Annotated in this window: 24 protein-coding genes and 1 pseudogene; 7 read left to right on the forward strand and 18 right to left on the reverse strand. The window is 39.9% G+C overall.

The window, feature by feature from the left end; genetic code table 11:
• Positions 1–62: 62 nt before the first annotated feature.
• The 4 genes from ACDD58_RS02905 to ACDD58_RS02920 form a co-directional block, all read right to left on the reverse strand.
• Positions 63–1,091, reverse strand: coding sequence for a hypothetical protein (locus ACDD58_RS02905; RefSeq protein ID WP_178728281.1), 1,029 nt, complete (start codon positions 1,089–1,091; stop codon positions 63–65).
• Positions 1,092–1,156: 65 nt separating this feature from the next.
• Positions 1,157–1,891, reverse strand: a complete 735-nt coding sequence (locus tag ACDD58_RS02910; RefSeq protein WP_227970554.1) for a hypothetical protein — start codon at positions 1,889–1,891, stop codon at positions 1,157–1,159.
• Between the two features lie 171 nt (positions 1,892–2,062).
• Positions 2,063–3,619: a 23S rRNA (uracil(1939)-C(5))-methyltransferase RlmD gene (rlmD, locus tag ACDD58_RS02915; RefSeq protein ID WP_370775615.1), complete on the reverse strand. Its 1,557-nt coding sequence runs from the start codon at positions 3,617–3,619 to the stop codon at positions 2,063–2,065.
• Positions 3,620–3,788: 169 nt separating this feature from the next.
• Positions 3,789–4,124, reverse strand: coding sequence for a helix-turn-helix domain-containing protein (locus tag ACDD58_RS02920; RefSeq protein WP_118210705.1), 336 nt, complete (start codon positions 4,122–4,124; stop codon positions 3,789–3,791).
• A 286-nt stretch (positions 4,125–4,410) separates the two neighbouring features.
• Here ACDD58_RS02920 and ACDD58_RS02925 point away from each other — a divergent pair, with 286 nt between their 5' ends.
• From ACDD58_RS02925 to ACDD58_RS02945, 5 genes are all read left to right on the forward strand, one after another.
• Complete coding sequence (locus ACDD58_RS02925) at positions 4,411–4,923, forward strand: nitroreductase family protein (RefSeq protein WP_370775619.1); 513 nt, start codon at positions 4,411–4,413, stop codon at positions 4,921–4,923.
• A 229-nt stretch (positions 4,924–5,152) separates the two neighbouring features.
• On the forward strand, positions 5,153–6,610 hold the full coding sequence (locus ACDD58_RS02930) for a transposase (protein WP_370775622.1): 1,458 nt from the start codon (positions 5,153–5,155) through the stop codon (positions 6,608–6,610).
• A gap of 67 nt (positions 6,611–6,677) precedes the next feature.
• Positions 6,678–6,965: a hypothetical protein gene (locus tag ACDD58_RS02935; protein ID WP_370775625.1), complete on the forward strand. Its 288-nt coding sequence runs from the start codon at positions 6,678–6,680 to the stop codon at positions 6,963–6,965.
• Between the two features lie 94 nt (positions 6,966–7,059).
• Positions 7,060–7,323 carry a nucleotidyl transferase AbiEii/AbiGii toxin family protein gene (locus tag ACDD58_RS02940; RefSeq protein ID WP_370775628.1) on the forward strand — a complete coding sequence of 88 codons (264 nt, stop codon included), beginning with the start codon at positions 7,060–7,062 and terminating at the stop codon, positions 7,321–7,323.
• 95 nt (positions 7,324–7,418) lie between these two features.
• Entirely contained in the window at positions 7,419–7,793 is a 375-nt protein-coding gene (locus ACDD58_RS02945) for a nucleotidyl transferase AbiEii/AbiGii toxin family protein (protein WP_370775631.1), read from the forward strand.
• 144 nt (positions 7,794–7,937) lie between these two features.
• Here the strand turns inward: ACDD58_RS02945 and ACDD58_RS02950 are convergent, their stop codons facing one another.
• Both ACDD58_RS02950 and ACDD58_RS02955 read right to left on the reverse strand, forming a co-directional pair.
• The gene (locus ACDD58_RS02950; protein ID WP_370775634.1) at positions 7,938–8,216 is read right to left on the reverse strand and encodes a hypothetical protein; all 279 of its coding nucleotides are present in this window, start codon (positions 8,214–8,216) and stop codon (positions 7,938–7,940) included.
• Positions 8,217–8,578: 362 nt separating this feature from the next.
• Positions 8,579–8,830 carry a hypothetical protein gene (locus tag ACDD58_RS02955; RefSeq protein ID WP_370775637.1) on the reverse strand — a complete coding sequence of 84 codons (252 nt, stop codon included), beginning with the start codon at positions 8,828–8,830 and terminating at the stop codon, positions 8,579–8,581.
• A 225-nt stretch (positions 8,831–9,055) separates the two neighbouring features.
• Between ACDD58_RS02955 and ACDD58_RS02960 the strand changes: the two genes are divergently transcribed.
• The gene (locus ACDD58_RS02960; protein ID WP_370775640.1) at positions 9,056–11,089 is read left to right on the forward strand and encodes a methyl-accepting chemotaxis protein; all 2,034 of its coding nucleotides are present in this window, start codon (positions 9,056–9,058) and stop codon (positions 11,087–11,089) included.
• A 262-nt stretch (positions 11,090–11,351) separates the two neighbouring features.
• On the opposite strand, the gene ACDD58_RS02965 is transcribed toward ACDD58_RS02960, so the two are convergent.
• From ACDD58_RS02965 to ACDD58_RS03020, 12 genes and pseudogenes are all read right to left on the reverse strand, one after another.
• Positions 11,352–11,759 (reverse strand): DUF3021 family protein, encoded by a 408-nt coding sequence (locus ACDD58_RS02965; protein WP_370775642.1) that lies wholly within the window; start codon positions 11,757–11,759, stop codon positions 11,352–11,354.
• The gene (locus ACDD58_RS02970; protein WP_370775645.1) at positions 11,719–12,576 is read right to left on the reverse strand and encodes a CPBP family intramembrane glutamic endopeptidase; all 858 of its coding nucleotides are present in this window, start codon (positions 12,574–12,576) and stop codon (positions 11,719–11,721) included. Before ACDD58_RS02970 ends, ACDD58_RS02965 begins: the two co-directional genes overlap by 41 nt.
• 116 nt (positions 12,577–12,692) lie before the next feature.
• Positions 12,693–12,953, reverse strand: coding sequence for a LytTR family DNA-binding domain-containing protein (locus tag ACDD58_RS02975; protein ID WP_370775765.1), 261 nt, complete (start codon positions 12,951–12,953; stop codon positions 12,693–12,695).
• A gap of 3 nt (positions 12,954–12,956) precedes the next feature.
• On the reverse strand, positions 12,957–13,118 hold the full coding sequence (locus tag ACDD58_RS02980; RefSeq protein ID WP_370775647.1) for a hypothetical protein: 162 nt from the start codon (positions 13,116–13,118) through the stop codon (positions 12,957–12,959).
• Between the two features lie 146 nt (positions 13,119–13,264).
• Positions 13,265–13,468: a hypothetical protein gene (locus ACDD58_RS02985; protein WP_370775649.1), complete on the reverse strand. Its 204-nt coding sequence runs from the start codon at positions 13,466–13,468 to the stop codon at positions 13,265–13,267.
• Entirely contained in the window at positions 13,461–13,742 is a 282-nt protein-coding gene (locus ACDD58_RS02990; protein ID WP_370775652.1) for a hypothetical protein, read from the reverse strand. Before ACDD58_RS02990 ends, ACDD58_RS02985 begins: the two co-directional genes overlap by 8 nt.
• Positions 13,743–13,894: 152 nt before the next feature.
• A pseudogene (locus tag ACDD58_RS02995) lies at positions 13,895–14,035 on the reverse strand (ClbS/DfsB family four-helix bundle protein); the annotation flags it as partial.
• 20 nt (positions 14,036–14,055) lie between these two features.
• A complete protein-coding gene (locus ACDD58_RS03000; protein WP_301958898.1) occupies positions 14,056–14,274 on the reverse strand; it encodes an aspartate dehydrogenase in 219 nt (72 codons plus the stop codon).
• Positions 14,261–14,734, reverse strand: a complete 474-nt coding sequence (locus ACDD58_RS03005) for a YaiI/YqxD family protein (RefSeq protein ID WP_370775654.1) — start codon at positions 14,732–14,734, stop codon at positions 14,261–14,263. Before ACDD58_RS03005 ends, ACDD58_RS03000 begins: the two co-directional genes overlap by 14 nt.
• Positions 14,734–15,063: a DUF4186 domain-containing protein gene (locus ACDD58_RS03010; RefSeq protein WP_370775657.1), complete on the reverse strand. Its 330-nt coding sequence runs from the start codon at positions 15,061–15,063 to the stop codon at positions 14,734–14,736. The genes ACDD58_RS03005 and ACDD58_RS03010 overlap by 1 nt, the downstream gene beginning before the upstream one ends.
• Before the next feature lie 38 nt (positions 15,064–15,101).
• Positions 15,102–15,533 carry a pyridoxamine 5'-phosphate oxidase family protein gene (locus ACDD58_RS03015; protein ID WP_370775659.1) on the reverse strand — a complete coding sequence of 144 codons (432 nt, stop codon included), beginning with the start codon at positions 15,531–15,533 and terminating at the stop codon, positions 15,102–15,104.
• A 9-nt stretch (positions 15,534–15,542) separates the two neighbouring features.
• On the reverse strand, positions 15,543–16,754 hold the full coding sequence (locus ACDD58_RS03020) for a class I SAM-dependent rRNA methyltransferase (RefSeq protein ID WP_370775661.1): 1,212 nt from the start codon (positions 16,752–16,754) through the stop codon (positions 15,543–15,545).
• Positions 16,755–17,082: 328 nt separating this feature from the next.
• On the opposite strand from ACDD58_RS03020, the gene ACDD58_RS03025 reads away from it, so the two are divergent.
• Complete coding sequence (locus ACDD58_RS03025; RefSeq protein ID WP_370775662.1) at positions 17,083–18,153, forward strand: glycosyltransferase family 2 protein; 1,071 nt, start codon at positions 17,083–17,085, stop codon at positions 18,151–18,153.
• The last annotated feature ends 135 nt before the right edge of the window (positions 18,154–18,288 follow it).

Consider the following 18,288-nt stretch of genomic DNA (forward strand, 5'->3'; position numbering starts at 1 on the left):
GTCTCCTTTCTTTTTCCATAAAAAAAGACAGCACCCATTTCATTTCTAAAATAAGTACTGCCTTACATGTTCATCTGCATCCCTTTTTCCTGTTCCAGTCTTTCTGACTTGACCTCCTCATAAATTCTTGCGACATCGACACAGCCTGTAACAAAATCATGCCCTGCAAACTGTGGGTATAACGGAATTTTCTTTTTCGGGACTGTCTGATACGATGCCGAAGTATATCCCATCTGCATGAGCTCCTTATATGAGACTGCCCTGCCATCCAGAAAATAGGTTTCCCTCTCTTCCTTCTGCATCTGGCAGAGTGTTTCCAGAATTCCCCCACAGCCGTTTCTGTTCTTGTAGGTGCTAATCGCCGCTGCCGAAATCTTAAGCTCTGCCGCCAGTTCTACCAGAGTGCGGTATTCCTTTCCCCGGATCATGCACATCGGGAATCTGGTTATCATCTGCTCTGCCGGGATGCCTGCCTTTTCCTTTATCTCCAGCAGGATGTCCGCGGCTGTTTCAAAATCCACCCCATGGTTCTCCATCATCTCACGGATGCAGACAATCCCGATGTTATTTTCCCTTGCGAATGCCCGTTTGCTTTGATAAGTTTTTCCGCGGTAGGTTATTTCATACTGTGGCTTGTTCATCTGCCTGATTGGTAGAAACAGTGCCTCTTCCATGCTCATGCTATATTTGAGCCGCTCCCAGACCAGCGAATAATCTTTTCCATAAAAGTTTGCTATCTGTGCCAGTCCATGAAATTCCTTTCCGCAGAAAGAAAGTGTTTCCTTCTGTATGATTTCTGCGATAGCTTCCTCGGCTGTCTTTCCGTCCTGCAGTCTTTTTGAAATGACGGCGGCACTGGTCCCGTACTCCTTTGCAATATCCGTCAGGCTTTTATATTCCCTGCCCCAGACGGTGTAGGTCTGTGCATCTTTTACCTTTTTTGCCCTCTCTACCGACTGTTCAATATCTTTTGTCCTGTAATATTTATGTGCCAGCGGAGCGTAAGGCAGGTCCAGGTCATCGCACAGTTCATGCAGTGAAACATATTTTTTCCCTGCATAGTCTATCTCATGTCCTTTTCTGCGCTTCACTTCATCCCCTTCCTTTCGGATAAAAAAATAGCGGTACCCATTTCATTTCTAAAATAAGTACCGCCTTACATGTCCATGTGCATTCCCGCTTCCATCTCCCCTGCCTCTTCCCCGCCCTCCTGTACTTCCAGTTCCGGTATCATGTTTCTGTTTAAACTGATTTCCTCCTGCTTCATCTGTTCTGAAATTGCTGCAAGTGCAATGCTGTTCATCTTGTTCTGCAGGTAAGTTTCAAACTCCCCTTTCGCCTCTGTCACGGTTTTATCCATCTGTTCAGCAAACAGTTTCTGCAGATAGGGGATATTACTTTTTAACTCCTGCCGTACATTTTTCAATGTCGAGACGATATTTCTCCGGTCCTCCCTGCTCAGGACACGTTTCTCATCCAGAAGTTTTTCAATCTCCTCTGACCTCTTTTCCAGTTGCCGCACCAAGTCACGGGTTGCTTCATCCACTTCCCGGCGCATTACTTTCTGCCTGTCACTGTATGGGCATGGTTCAACGAATGTCCCATTCACTTTTGTAATGGTAACCGGTATCCCCTCTCCAATGTTAAGTGATGTGATTGCTTCGGCAAACTGTGTATAGGACATCTCCACCTCAACGATCATGTCATTGATGTCTGTCCCTGCCAAAAACCAGTCCTCGTTGCCCTCCCTTTCCATCATGCCTTTTGAAATGGACAGGCGTATGACATTATTATGCATGATGGAACTTCCAAACAATGCCGTTCCTGAACCACCGATTGAGGACCTTGCAAACCGAATCATTCCGTAACTTGGGTGCTGCTTTTTCTCCATCCCTGTTTCTTTTCCTTTCTCTGAATTTTGTCCCAAAATACTTAAAAATCTCTTTTTTGCCTCTATGCATCTATAAAAACGTGGAAAAAAATAGGGCAAAAACTGGTCATTTTTTGCTCCAATTTTTGCCCTCAAACCACAACATCTTGTGGTCTAACATGCCTATTTTTCTTATTTTCCACAATACTGCATCAGAACTACCGACTCAACATGTTTTGTCCAAGGAAAAAGGTCCACCGGCTGGCACTCTCTTGCCTCGTACCCATGTTTAGTCAGATATTTTAAATCTCTTGCTAAGGTTTCCGGGTTACACGAAATATACACCACGCGTTTCGGTGCAAGACGGACAACCGAAGATAAAAATGCCTCGTCACTTCCTGCTCTTGGCGGGTCCATGAATACGACATCCACATTGCCATCCGGTGTTGCCTTTTTTCCCGATTTTGTGGCATCCGGCACCTGATTTTTTTTCTGATCGTCACGGTATTCCGCCATCTCCACCATAAACTGTCCTGCATCGGCATTGTAAAACTGGACATTTTTGATGTCATTGCGTTTTGCGTTGGTTACGGCATCCCTGACTGCATCACGGTTTAATTCCACACTGATGACCTCTTTTGCCTTCGACGCTGCGATCAGACCGATCGTTCCGATGCCACAGTAAGCATCCACAATCCTCTCTTTTCCTGTCAGTCCGGCATACTCGATCGCCTTCGTATAAAGGATCTCCGTCTGCACCGGATTGACCTGATAAAATGATTTCGGGGAAATACGGAACGTACAGCCGCAGAGTGTGTCCTCAATATATCCTTTCCCGTAAATAACGGTTTCTTTTTCTCCTAAGATCATACTGGTCTTTTTGTCATTGACATTAAGAACGACCGTTGTGATCTCCGGGTGAAGTTTACGCAGTGCCTTGACAAAATTATTCTTGGACGGAAGGATCGGAGATCCGAGCACTAATACTACCATCACTTCTCCGCTGTGAAAACCGCGACGCACCAGTACATGACGCAGCAGACCATATCCGGTATCCTCATCATAAGTCTTGATTTTAAAGGAACGTAACAGTCCCCGGATATCGCGGATGATCGCATCTGCCGTCTCATCTTCGATCCGGCAGGAATCAATGTTTACAACATCGTGTGTCCCTGCTTTGTATACACCGGAGATAACTGTCCCACCTTTTGCTATGTCAAATACCGCATGCACTTTGTTGCGGTAATGATACGGATTTTCCATTCCGATGATCGGCAGTACTCTGCAAAATCCACCGACATTTTTTCTGACATATTCCTGCTTTTCTTTGAGCTGTTTTTCATAGGAAAGTCCCTGATAATCGCAGCCACCGCATTTTTTTGCATACTGGCACATGTCTGCGTTCTGCTTCTTCGTGATCATTTTTTCCGACGTGTTTTTTCCTGATACTTTTTTCTCTTTTACCGATTTTCCATGATCCGTTTTTTCTTTAAATGCTTTAGTCACTGCATACTTCTTTTCCATTTTTCCGATGGTTCGCTTTTCTGCTTCCTGCTTCACTGTTTTATCAACCGCATATTTTTTCTTTCCCATTTTTCCGGCGGTTCGTTTTTCTGCCTCCTGCTTCATTGTTTTATCAACTGCATACTTTTTCTTGCCTGCAGCTTTATTTTTCGCTATGTCTTTATTTTTAACTTTACTTTTGTTCCTCATTGCACTTTTATTTTTCATTGCATTTTTATCTGCCATTTCAATCCTCCATTCTTTTCAATAAAAACAACACTTTCATTGACACCTCATGTTTACGCACAAGCACAAATCCTGCGCACAATCCTCAATCTCTCATCGTGCTCTGTTCCCCGCTCTGCACCAAGACACAGTATTCCTGCTTTTCACTTGTCCCTCAAACCTTTCCGCCTCACAACTCTTCCACACACTGACTCGGAATGTTCAGATAGGACTCTCCCCAGTTACACATGGCATTTAGGATCGGTGACAGGCTCTCTCCAAACTCCGTCAGGTTGTACTCTGTTTTGGGCGGGACAACCGGATAGACGGTTCTTTTGATAAGTCCGTCTTTTTCCAGTTCCCGAAGTTGCTGTGCGAGCATTTTATCGGTGGCTTTCGGTATCTTTTTATGAAGTTCACTGTAGCGGAGCGTTTTTCCCATCAGATGAAACAAAATGACCGACTTGTATTTGCCGCCGATCAGGGAGATCGTCGCCTCCACCGGACAGTTAAATTCCTTGTTCATAGATCTGTTTCTCCTTACTTACTTTTTCGGAAGTATATATCAAAAAAGTGCATACTTGCTTATATTCTGCATTTCCATATAATTATAGACATGAACGTTCAGAAACACAAGATAGAATCCGAAATAAACAGGATTATCCCAGCGAAACCGCATGAAATTCAATTATGTGCAAAAATCAGCTCAAGCATGGAGGATTAGCGTGAAAAATAAGATTTTTCACACGCAAGATCCGTGCTTACACACAAACTCAAGATGCGCAAAAAACAGCTCAAGAATGGAGATTATCATGGAATTATTAGAGATTGCAAAAAAGAGACATTCTGTACGAAAGTACACAGGAAAAGAAATTGAACAGGAAAAACTGGATAAAATCTTAGAGGCTGCCCACGTAGCACCGACCGCCGCGAACATGCAGCCGGTACGCCTTATAGTCGTAAAAAGCAAAGAAGGACTGGAAAAAGTCGGAAAAGCAGCAAATATTTATCAGGCACCGGCTGCCATTGTCGTCTGTGCCAATAAGACAAAAGCCTGGAAGCGTCCGTTTGACGGCAAGATCACAACCGACATCGATGCCTCGATCCTGACCGACCATATGATGCTTGAGGCAACCGAGCTTGGTCTTGGCAGTGTCTGGATTTGCTACTTTAACCCGGACATATTAAAAGAAGAACTGAACCTTCCGGAAAACTTAGAACCGGTCAATATCTTAGCACTCGGATACAGTGATGAACCGGATGCATCCACAGAGCGTCATAAAGATATGCGCATTGGCATGGATGAACTGGTTTCCTACATTTAAAACGATAAACTGCTTCCTAAGCAAACCTGTGATTTTATTTTGAATCATTACAAAAATTGCCAGGATCATGCATCAGCATCCGAATGGGGCTGTGAAAAAAGAATAGTCCCGAAAAAAAAGAAAGACCAAGAGTTTATAATGAACCCAAGGTCTTTCTTTCTGTTATAATTAATTTGTGAAAAAAAATAATAACATAATCTATTCTAACCCAAAACAGGCAGTTTTGCCAATGCTAATTCAAGATTATTTGGACATCTGTGATCCAGTGCTGACTTTTGACAGCTTTATGGGAGAAATCGAACTGGAGAAATATCTGAAAAATATTCCTCAACATTATACAGGAAGACTCAGATATGACCCGGTCAGCATGTTGAAAACAGTTTTGTTCGGATTTATGGCGAATGGCTATATATCATTGCGTGAACTGGAGGATCAGTGTAAAGTTAATCTCCGCTTCATGTATCTTATGGATCGTCAGGCACCTTCTTACCGTACTTTCGGCTACTTCATTAATGAAGTGCTTGCTGATTCCATTGAAGAAATATTTCAAGACATAAACAAAAAAATCTTCGAGACAGAGCATGTGGATCTTCAGCATCTATACATTGATGGATCCAAGTTTGAAGCAAATGCGAATAAATACTCCTGGGTATGGAAAAAAGCAACCGAAAAATCCAGATACCGTCTCTTTGGTAAGATCACTACACTCTTTGCGGAAATCAATGAGGAACTTTCATGTACAGGTATGAAACTCTGTATCAATAGTGAGTACGCACCAGAGTATCTGAAGGAAGCTGCTGAACAGTATGCAGAAGTCTGGCAGATTAATGAAACAATGTTTGTTCATGGCAGGGGACATCGTAAAACCACGCAGCAACGGCATTATGAGAAACTTAGGGAATATGCTACTAAGTTAGAGGAATATGTGGAAAAAATAAAGATCTGCGGAGAAGAGCGCAACAGCTACTCCAAAACAGATCATTCTGCAACTTTCATGCGTATCAAAAAAGATTATATGGGAAATGATCAGCTGCTTCCAGCTTATAATGTACAGGTTGGTGTTGCAGATGAATACATTGCTGTTGTCGATGTAAATCAGTATCGCTCAGATATGGATTGCTTTGTTCCATTGATGAACAAGTTTTATACGACATATGGTTTTTATCCAAAATACCCAGTGGCAGATGCCGGATATGGTTCTTACAACAATTACATCTTCTGTGAACAGCACGGAATGGAAAAGTACATGAAATTTTCCATGTTCAAGAAAGAGACTACCGACAAGAAGTATCGGGAAGATCCATTTCGTGCAGTAAATTTTTTAATCGAAGAAGACGGAATTATGCGTTGCCCAAATGGGAAAAAATTTTACCTTCAGTATCGTAAAAATGTAAAAGGGAACAAGTATGGACGTCAGGAAGAAGTGTATCAGTGTGAAGACTGCTCCGGCTGTCCGTATGCAGAACAATGTAAAAAGACAGACAAAAACCGTATCGTTCGGATCAACCGCGAACTTACAGCAATGCATCAGGAAGTGATAGAAAATCTCGAAAGTATCCAGGGAGCTCTTCTACGGATGAACAGATCCATTCAGGCAGAAGGTACCTTTGGTATCATGAAAAATGACCGTTGGTACAAAAGAATTGTCCGAAGAGGAATAAAATCTGTATTGCTTCTATTCTGGTAATACATTTGCCAATCAACTGGGAATTTCAACACAGGTTCCCAATAAAGTTGAGATCGTTAGCAATAACATGGCCGCAAAAATAAGAGAAGTTCCAATTGGAAAGAGAACATTCATTGTAAGAAGACCAGTGATTCCGGTAAATGAAGAAAATGTTTATGTGCTGCAGTTACTTGACTTATTAAAAAATCTGGATATGTATCTGGATGAAAGCTATGATGTGGCTCATGATAAAGTATCTCAATTTGTGCGGATACATGGCATCACAAAAAAAGATGTGGATCGTTATATAAGAGAGTTTCCGATTGCAATATTTAAATATTATTATGAATTGAGGTTGGATGATGTATTTGCATAAAGATGATAAAGAATTGTTGAGGGATATTATTGTAACGGTATCAGAATGAACGGTCATAGAGGAAAGTATCGTTGAAAAAGATTACTATGTGACAATGATATTAAAAGAACTAGTACAGAGAAATACCAATGTGGTGTTTAAGGGTGAGACATCTCTTTCCAAGGCTTATCATGTAATAGACCGTTTTTCAGAGGATATTGATATTACGTTTGAAGAATATTTGGGAGAAGCCAGAAGAAAGAAAATCAAATATCAGTTACTACAACCAATCAGCGAAGACTTAGACTTAGCGATTGATAATTGGAAGTCTATCGAAAGCGATAAGGACTATAATCACTATGATTTCTCATATGACTAAGTTTGCTCAGAAGATAAAAAAGGTCTGCGACCATATGTGAAGCTGGAGACAGCGTTAATGTCATATTCTTATCCAACAGAGAAGAACCATTTGAAATGAAGACACAGGCACTATCCAGAACAATCATAGATAAATTTTTTGCTGTTTGTGATTATTTTATGGTAGGAAAGGCAACGAGAAATTCCAGACACTTATATGATATCTTTAAATTGAAAAATTATATTTCAATAGATGATGATTTCAAGAGGCTCTTTGCAGATGTTAGAAAGCATAGAGCAGAAATGGATATTAAAATAACCCCATCCGCAAGGGAGGATATTGATCTGCTGGCTGTAGCAGAAGAACTCATACGAGAAGATTTTTATGCTGACGATTATGTTGATTCAACTATGAAACTGATTTCTGACAATATTTTCTATGAAACTGTAAAATTGAACTATATTGAGTTGATCAGAAAAATATTACGATAAGAGCTAATTCACCCACATACAAGCCCGGTAAAACTGCTTACTTTTTGAGTAACATCCTGCCGCAGTCCCTCCATGTTTTTACAGTAACTATAGATAGGCTGTACGGAATTTTCTCGACTGTAACCTCTATATTCCTATCGATTTTTAAAGTAAAAAACAAGAGAGTAAACCGTCTACTTTTCCACCTCTGGAAACATATTTATACCTCGCAACCATATCTGCATTTACGCCTACATTTGTTTTTAATCGTGATTTCTTAGGCAAATAATAAATGCCGTTCTCATATTTTTGTAGTTTTCCCTCATCGCACAGCTTTTTTAGCTGCTGGTTCACTGCTGATTTTGTAATTTCCTCAATCACTATATCCGAAAAGAATATAGGCTCTGCTTCCTTATAATTATTTTTCAAAAATTCATATAACATAAACTTCATCCCTTTCTTCTAAATTTTTGTAACCAGAGCAGAATAAAATATAAAAAAGAACTGTTACCCTTAGGATTCCTCCCAACGTCAACAGATCTTAAATTTCTACTTACATCTTCAAACTCTTTGCCAAACTCTTCAACAAAGCCGCCATATCGTAGTGCAGAGATAAGTCCTCTGCAGAGTGCACACGCCCGCAAGGGTGTATAAGTGCGCCCTTAGTTCCTAAGGGATTTTAGTATTTTGCTCCCTTGGCTTTGTCATGGTTGGTCGCTCCTTTCTGTCTGTGGCATGAAAAAAGGACAGTCGATTTTCTCGACTGACCTTTGGTAGATTATTTAATCCTTCAATAGCGATTGATTTTATTCGACTACACTCCACTGCACATAAGCCCATTGACGTTGTGTGTTATCTACTGTGTGTTCATCAATAGTCGTTCCGCATTCTTGATAAAGATAAATTTCGCTCATATCTTCATCTTGCGGATTAACATAGATTGCACAGCCTGCCAACCCAGTATCATTAGCTTCTTTTTCCGTTAAATCTCGGAGATAATGATATTCTTCGGGTAATTCTTCAACTGGCATATTCGGTGCAACATAATTCTTGTTCATTATGGTAATCAGGGGATGATACGCCTGAAAGACGAAAGAAGATTGAAGTATGGGACCTTTCGGGTTTTGAGATGGAATGCTGATAACTGGATTATTTATAAAAATGCATAGATAAAAACGTTAAAAGCGAAATCTCTGTACCGATTGTTATTTTGTATACACAATCTCATCTGTTATGTTATAATTCAATATAATACTTCCTGTCTAAAAGAAAGGAGTTTACGAATGAAGAACTGGAAATTAGGCACTAAAATCACACTAGGCATTACCATCATCGTAATCATTTGCATGAGCCAGCTTTACCTTATTGCAAATAAGACAATGACTGGCATGATGCAGGAATCTGAGCTTAATGTTATGAAAAATACCCTGAATGCCCAAGCAAGTCTGCTCAACGAATACGTCGCACGTCAGGAATCTATCCTCACTGCTTACAGTAAAACACCTTGTGTCCGCGACTTTTTAAAGGATGTCAATAATTCTGAGCAGCAGGCAATCGTGCAGAGCTATACAGAGGACTATTATAGCGGTCTTAACAACTGGGAAGGTATTTATATCGGTGAATGGAATACGCACATCGTTGCTCATTCCAATTCAAAGGTAATCGGAATGACTACCCGCGAAGGTGATAGTTTAAAAGCCCTGCAGGATGCCATGACACAAAGAAACGGTCTGTATGATGCCGGTATTATTGTCTCCCCTTCCTCCGGTGAACTTATTTTATCCATGTACTGCCCTGTATTTGATACAGATGGAAAAACAATCCTTGGATATGTAGGCGGTGGACCATTTGTAGAAGAGCTTGAAAAACAGTTATATGATTTAAAAAGCGAAAATGACACCCTCCGCTACTATATGGTCAATACCGAAACTAATATGTACATCTTTGCAGACGACAGCAGTTTGATTGCCACCGATATTCAGGATGATATGCTGTTAAACATTATTGATAAAATTAAATCCGGCGAAACCAGTGGTGATCTTAACTACAAAGAAGGTTCCGATTCTTTTGTGGCAAGCTATCAGTCTATCGCAGAACATGGCTGGGCAATTGTTTCTTATGACAGTGAAGAGAACATTTATGAGAACGTCCACAAAAATATGCGCATCTTAGGTCTGATATGTATCATCTTCGTTTTAATCATCAGTGTACTGGCATTTATCACAATTGCAATCAGTGTCAGACCTCTGTTATATGTCGAAGATGCGATTATCCAGCTTAGCAATTTAAAACTTGAAAAGAGCAAACGTCTTACGCCTTGGATTAATACCAAGAGTGAAATTGGAAAAATTGCAACTGCAATGAATTCTTTATATGATGCACTCAGTGGCATCATTGCCACTTTATCTGACTGTTCAACATCACTTAGCAGCTCTGCGACCGCAATGCAACGTTCTTCAGAAACACTGCTTAGTTGTGTGGCAGACAACTCAAAATCCACGCAGACATTTGCAGAACATTCAGAAAATATTAACGCTACTGTAAACGATGTAGGACAGCAGATTTCCGAAATGACAATGGTTGTTTCTGATATCGAAGAACGTATCCGTCAGGGTAATGTCCACAGCAGCGAGTTACTTCAAAAAGTGGAAAAAATGCAGACCTTAGCTAATAATTCCATGGTAAATACAAATACCCAGATTGCAGAAAATCAAAAAGCTATCGAAAATGCAATGGAAGAATTACAATCATTAATGCGAATTGATGAAATGGCATCTCAAATTTTAGACATTACAAGCCAGACAAACCTTCTGTCCTTAAATGCTTCTATTGAAGCTGCAAGAGTTGGAGAGGCTGGAAAAGGATTTGCTGTAGTTGCAGGCGAAATCGGTAACCTCGCATCTAATTCATCCAAAACAGCCACAGATATTCAGGCTATCTGTAATGAAACTAAAAACAATATATCACATGTCAAAACTTGTTTCGATCAGATTATTTTCTTCCTGCAAAATGACGTCCAAACACAGTTTACAGAATTGGTTCAGGAAACCCATGATTACTACCAATCCATTCAGGAAATTCAGGTTATTATATCCGAAATTGCAGAAGAGTCTGAAACCTTTGTCAACACAGTACAAAATATTCAAAACCAGATCCATGCTATTTCAGATGTTCCTGATTCCGACCATATCAGCAGTCAGGATATCTTAGAAAAGGCAAGACAAACAGAAGAAACGACACAGGAAATGTCCGTTATCGTAAATCATAACAAAGAAAATGCTTTGGAAATTAATAATATTGTAGAACGCTTTTCCTGAAAAAATAATTAATATCATATGCAAAAATTTATTACAATCAGGGAGAAACTCAACTACTTTTTCATCCGAATCTCTGGTATCAGTCTTTTCTGTCAATGACATTTTCTCCTTTTCCCTGAACGAAAAAATCGCTCAGACTAGATTATTTAATCTAATCTGAGCGATACTTCGTCAGGCCTGTTTTCATCTCTGTAAATCACCTTTCGGTACCCGTCTGGTGCTCGGAGCACCCAGAGGATATATCCATTCCGTTCCTTACAAATTACAATCTATTTTCACACAATCCATTAATTTCATCAATATCAGCCTTAACTCTACTAATATCTAAATAGCAGCACAGGATTAAAACAACACCACACATTCCAGCCAAAACATAGACAGGAAGCTGATTAACCCAGTTAAATGCATACCCAAATATCAGAACAACTGCTAATACCAGAAGATAATGAAGCAGTATACCAAGATAAATATTTGCAATATCAATCTTATACATCATGTGTTTGATTACTTCACAAACAGCACTTAGTAAAAGAGTCTCAAAGATGGTTGATATGCAGATCATTGTTCCATCATACCATAATGCAACAACAGACAGCACTATCAGTACAATAGTAGTTGTGACAAATGCATTATTCAGAAATTGTTTTATTAATAATCCCTTTCTTCCCATGATTTTTCCTTTCCAAAAAAATAAAAAGTACTATAAGAAATGAAATGGTCTGTGCCACAGTAATCCTTAAAAACATCATTTCATCTGTGCCGGTAGAGCTCTCTATATGAAGCAGATTCACAATAGTATTATTCACAAAATGATCGACCATACCCATATACAAATTGCCTTCCATATATGTAATCATTGCAAGCTTAAGCCCAACCAAAGTTGATGAAACTATAAGCATGATAGCGTTGGCTATCATCCCCTGAAATCTACTCTGTCCGTCAATATAGTTCCTTACAGGTCCAACAATATGCCAAAATCCAAAAAGTAAAGAACATATACCGGTAACCTTCCAGAATCTCCTGCTATTTAGCATTCGAGGAAACAAACCTCTAAAAAGTCCCTCTTCCATTAGTACATTAATAAAATTGCCAATGATACAAATTAGAATAAAAAGCACACTTGTCTGCTTAGCAATATTAGTATCTACGGCATACGCGCTTACATAGAATCTTATACCTGCGTATGTTCTGTTTTGCATAAGTATTAATATTTCCACAAAATAGCCAATAGCAAACATGGAAAGCCCAAGTGCCAATCCCTTTACTGCACTTCTAATATAGCCATTTTTTACAAATCCAATATCTGAAAGTGTTTCTCCACTTCTTCTTACAACAAGACAAATGACAATGATTCCAAACAGCTTATGTATAAAAGCTTCTCCTAAAATAGTCTGGTCAGTTCTTAATACAAAATACTCGAATATCCTCGCAACAAAACATACAAGATAAATTGTTAATATCTGTCTAATTACCCGCTTATCTTTCATGATCCAATTTTCCTTTCCTGCTAAAAATTAAAAGTTCTGGCTTTAATATACACAAAAAAGGATACTCTGTGATGGATTCCTGCCGGAAATACAAATATTATGTACCAAGTTACAAATTATCGGGCAAATGCTTCTTTTATACCTGCTATATAGCTTCTTGTAACAACAATATACTCATCATTGCCAAGCACTGCTTCTATTTGACTATTCTTAGATATCATCATACTTCTAAGCTTATACTTATTTATAATACAGTTCTTTCTTACTCTGATAAAACCAGCTGCCTCTAAGAGTATCTCTAACGAGAGTAGATTCTCACTACTTTCATAAACCCGACTGGCTGTATACAGATATGTACGCCTGTCAATTGTCTCAATATACTATATATCTGTTGGATATAATTTATAGATTTCATCCTCATATTTAGCCGGAATGGTAATAGAAAGAGATCTTACAAACTTCTCAACCTGCTCTACTTCCTTCGTTTGTTTATGAAAAAACATATGAACCTCAGGCTCTTCATATTTCTCATTCTTATTCATAAATAATTTCATATGTATACCCACACTATTATCAAATTATTGCACTCAGCTTTGTTCCACTTTCATTATCAAAAAGCTTAAAACTATGAAAGAAACACTCTTTCACATACGTGATACGATTCGTGTCATTCCCGCAAATGCTTATATCATGAATGTTCTTTCACATACTGCAAAAATTCCGGTGTCTTTGACCAGTATTTTACACCCCAGTTCTCAAAATTCCATTCTTCCATGTAATCATTGCACTCGAAATCAACATAATATATTTCTTCGTTATGTACAACAAAATTCGTTGGGAAATAATCAATATTTGTATTGGCAGCATATAACAGTGCACACATTCTATGCAATTGCTCGAAACTCCTTCAAAATGCGTTCATTTTTCACATCTATTTCAAGCATGGCAGGCATCTTTATTCCGATTTCTTTCAATTTCTTGTAATCCCTGATTTCTGCCTCAAGCTTGTTTCCGAACTGATAATAATCACAAGGTTCATGATGTATCTGCTTCAAAACATACCTGTTATTTCCAGACTCTGCCAAATAAGAATATCCACCTTTACCCTTTCCCAGCAATTTAATTATTGTATAGCTTTTCCCATTTACGTTCATTTCTTTATTCATGTGTTTTCTCCTTTGTTCTGCACTACATTGATTACTGATTTTTAATATTCTGGTTCAATATTACAATAGAAGTATCGTTTTCACAAAGGTTAAACATGTAACCTACCACAAAATTTTCATTCGGTTTTTGTGATATTTTCCTATATTTCAGATTACAACACAATTTTCTTCCATTTCCTAATTTTTGTCCTGAAAGTTCCAAAAGGTGCAACAGTATTCACGTGAATGTACTTATACATTTCCCATACTGCTGTTTTAGTTGCTTCATCAGCCCATTTTCTCATATGTGGTTCCAAATATCTGTATGTTCATATCAATATTCCTTCTCTATCTCTCCATCTATTCCATACATTTTCTTGAATGCATCAAGGTCTGCCTGATTCTTAATCAGCATAACCTCTTCTATCTTACCTGTATGAATGTCCTTAAAGCCTGCAACCTGCTCGCCATTACATATGCTCGCCTTGATAACTGGTTTCTTATTTTCTTTATCATATGTCTTTGTAACTGTCTTTTTCTTAAATAGTCCCACTCTGAGCACCTTCTTTTGACTTTGCCATCAGTATAAGTTTTTCAAAGGACTGTGCAAAGCGTACATCATCTTCTTCTGTACGCTTTCTCGGTCCTTTCATATGATTCTTATGAGAGCTGCGTCTTGCCTTTTTGTTAAGATGCCGCTCCATAAGCATCTGATCTATGTTCTCATTCGTGTACCACTTACCAGATTGGTGAATAGCATATGCACCTTTCCCAAGTGCCATAGCAGCGACACCATAATCCTGCGATACTACTACATCCCCCTTATGACAAATGCTGATCAGTTTATAATCTACTGCATCTGCTCCTGCACCTACTACAATCACCTCGCTGTAATCAGAATACAAAATATGATTTGTATCACACAGCAATGTGGTGGAAATATTGTATTTCTCTGCTATTGTCTCGACAATATCCATTACCGGACACGCATCTGCATCTATAAATATCTGCATTAACCTCTCTCCATTTCTCGCCGAATCCATGTCATAATTACATCTGCAAGGTAATCCTGCTGCACCTGACTCAATTCCTTTCCTGGCTGCATTTTATGCCACTTTCGAATACACCCCCTGCAGCATGTAGCAGTTGCGTGTTGTGCTATAAATACAGGATGTCCCTTCGTTAGTGTCTGTTTACCATCGTTAGAAATTACTGCCGGTGCTTCTCTCTTGGCAATAAAATCCTTTGCATGTTGCCGAATAGTGTACATTCCCTTTTCATTGATGTAATCTATATCTTTCTGCTTCAAATGAAAACTGCTACGGAATTTGGAATTACCCAATCTCTCAAAAAGTTGCTTATATCATTCTTCTTTTGTCATTAGAATTTCACTACTTCCGGCTCATGAGTAAATGATGAGAATGTAGCTGTTGCATTTTTAAAATAGAACACCTCTGTATTACCATCATCTGCAGAATACATCTTCTGTAATGAAGGATAAGCCTCAAGCATAGACTGTCTTGCTTCCCTGCGGTCATCTTCTACAAGCTCACCAGCTACACGGAGCCACTCACCATTCTTAAAAGCACAGATTTCTACCTTCGGATTAGTGTGAATCTGCTTTGAAACATCCTTAACCTTACCTGTCTGGATATATAACTTTCCCTCAAAAATATGGGCTGTTCCAAAAGGTCTTACTCTTGGCTGGTCGCCTTCTACTGTTGCTAAATAATATGTCTCTGCTTCTTTTAAAAACTTTTCTATCCCATATAAATCAAGCATTTCCGCCACTTTCACAAGCTTACTTTTCATGACGAACGCCTAGCGTTCGTCTACGACCTGGAAGATATAGAACTTCAAGTAATAACTCTCCGGCACATTCTCAGAATTTGCCCAGAGAATCGGATGGTCCGGCGCCTGTGTTCTGAATTCCACCTGGCGGAGTCTCTTGTGTGCTGCCTTTGCCGCCTCTTTGACTGTTTTTGCCAAAAGTTCCTGTGTCATGAAATGGGAGCAGGAACAAGTTGCAAGATAGCCGCCGTCTTTTACCAGTTTTAAGCCTTTCATGTTGATCTCACGATAACCTTTGATCGCATTTTTCGTTGCCTGGCGTGACTTGGTAAATGCCGGCGGATCTAAGATGACAACATCATACTGTTCACCGTCCTGTGCTAATTTCGGCAATTCATCAAGAACGTTTGCGCAGCGGAAATGAACGGTATCCTGTAAGCCGTTTCTGCGTGCATTTTCATTCGCCTGCCCCACTGCATACTCGGAAATATCAAGCCCTGTGACATCCGCTGCTCCTGCAAGTCCTGCATTTAAGGCAAATGTGCCCATATGGGTAAAGCAGTCTAACACCTTTTTCCCTTTACATATGCGCTGCATGGCAAGTCGGTTGTATTTCTGATCTAAGAAAAATCCGGTTTTCTGTCCGTTTACGACATCGACAAGATAACGGACTCCGTTTTCCTTGATCTCAACATTGGTGTCAAATTCTTCCCCGATAAATCCTTTTACCTTTGGAAGTCCTTCTTTGGTGCGCTCATTAGCGTCGCTTCTCTCGTAGACGCCGCGCACTTTGATGCCGTCTTTTGCAAGTTCTTCCTTTAATAAAGAAACGATCGTCTCCTTAAACTGCTCCATGCCAAGTGCTAAACATTCCACCACGAGCACATCCTCATATTTGTCAACGACAAGCCCCGGCAAAAAGTCTGCTTCCCCGAAGATCACACGGCAGGATGATGTATCGACCATCGTTTTGCGGTATTCCCAGGCATTTTTCACGCGCATCTGTAAAAATGTGCGGTCGATCTCCTGGTCCACATGTCTTGTCAGCATACGGATGCGGATTTTTGAATTGGTATTGATAAATCCTTTGCCCATCGGATAGCCGTCAAAATCATGCACGACCACGATCTCTCCGTTTTCAAAACTTCCCATGACCGTATCGATCTCATTATCAAAAATCCAGGCACCGCCTGCTTTGATCGTTCTTCCCTCGCCCTTTTTTAATGTCACAACTGCACTCATTTTTCATCCACCTTTCTCACGCTTTTTCTTTTCCGTAATTTACAATATAAATTCCCACGCAGACCAGCACCAATGCCACCAGGCACAGCAAAGCAGCGCACCGATCCACACCACAATGGTTTTCTGCATCCATTGTTCATTTAATTTCATTTGTTTTCCTCATTTCCTGATTTTTGCATTTACCCATTGTAGCACATTCCATACTGCCTATAAAATATTTTTTGAGCAAAAACTGTTTCTTGTAACTGCCTGTCATGTCCGATATAATAAATACAAAAATATATTGACAGATCCAGTCTTAAAAATATACACAACAGGGGGATTTTCCATGGCTACGATAAGTTTATGCATGATCGTTAAAAATGAGGAGGCTGTTCTCGCGCGATGTCTCGACTCGATTGCAGATCTGATGGATGAGATCATCATCGTGGATACCGGTTCCACGGACCACACAAAGGAGATCGCTGCAAAATATACCAGTCAGGTCTATGATTTTAAATGGACGAGCGATTTTTCCGCGGCGAGAAATTTTTCTTTTTCAAAAGCGAATATGGATTACATATATGCCGCCGATGCGGACGAAGTTTTAGATGATTTTAACCATGAGCGTTTTCTCCGGCTCAAAAATGCACTGCTGCCGGAAATTGAGATCGTTCAGATGAAATATGTGACGGATGCCGATTTCGACACCGTTTTAAATGCAAAAAAAGAATACCGTCCGAAACTGTTCAAGCGTCTGCGCACCTTTACCTGGGTCGATCCGGTGCACGAGACAGTCCGCCTGACTCCTGTGATCTTCGACAGCGACGTTGAGATTTTACATAAACCGCAGAATTTTCACAGCAAACGTGATTTTTCCATATTTATCAAAAACTTCCAGAGCGGCCACGAACTCTCTCCGAAGATCCGCACGATGTATGCCAAAGAGCTGTTAAAGACCGGTGACACAAAAGACTTTCAGGATGCGAAACCAATTTTCCAGTATATTTTAGAACATGACCTCTCCGATGATGCCATGAAAGAAGCCTCCTGCGTACTCGCGCATGTGTACCGCTTAGAGGACAACAAAAATGAATTTTTCAAGCTGACGATGAAGGATATGCTGACCACTCCATGTTCCGAGATCTGTTATGAACTTGGCACCTATTTTCTTGCACAGAAGGATTTAAATGAGGCTGTTATCTGGTTTTACAATGCCGCCTACGAGACGGAGAGCATCTTAGATGTCCACACCAACGGCGATCTCCCACTATACGGATTGGTCGAATGTTATGAACTGCTTCTCGCCGAAGCCAAATCGAATATTCCTTCCGATACCATGCTGGTCTCAAGCTATGAGGAAGCGCTGGAAAAATACCGCCGTGAGTCGCAGAGCTGGACGATGCCGGCAGAGAATTAATTGAGTTACTGTTCACTCGCAAGCTTGACACTTGCTGTCAAGCTGTGCGCCAAAGACTATATCATGCCAGATTACAGCCCCATGCATCGAAGATGCATTTAAAATGGGCTGTAATCGTTACTGCTCACACAGTAT

The organism is Roseburia sp., assembly GCF_041325975.1.
Taxonomy (GTDB): domain Bacteria; phylum Bacillota; class Clostridia; order Lachnospirales; family Lachnospiraceae; genus Roseburia; species Roseburia rectibacter.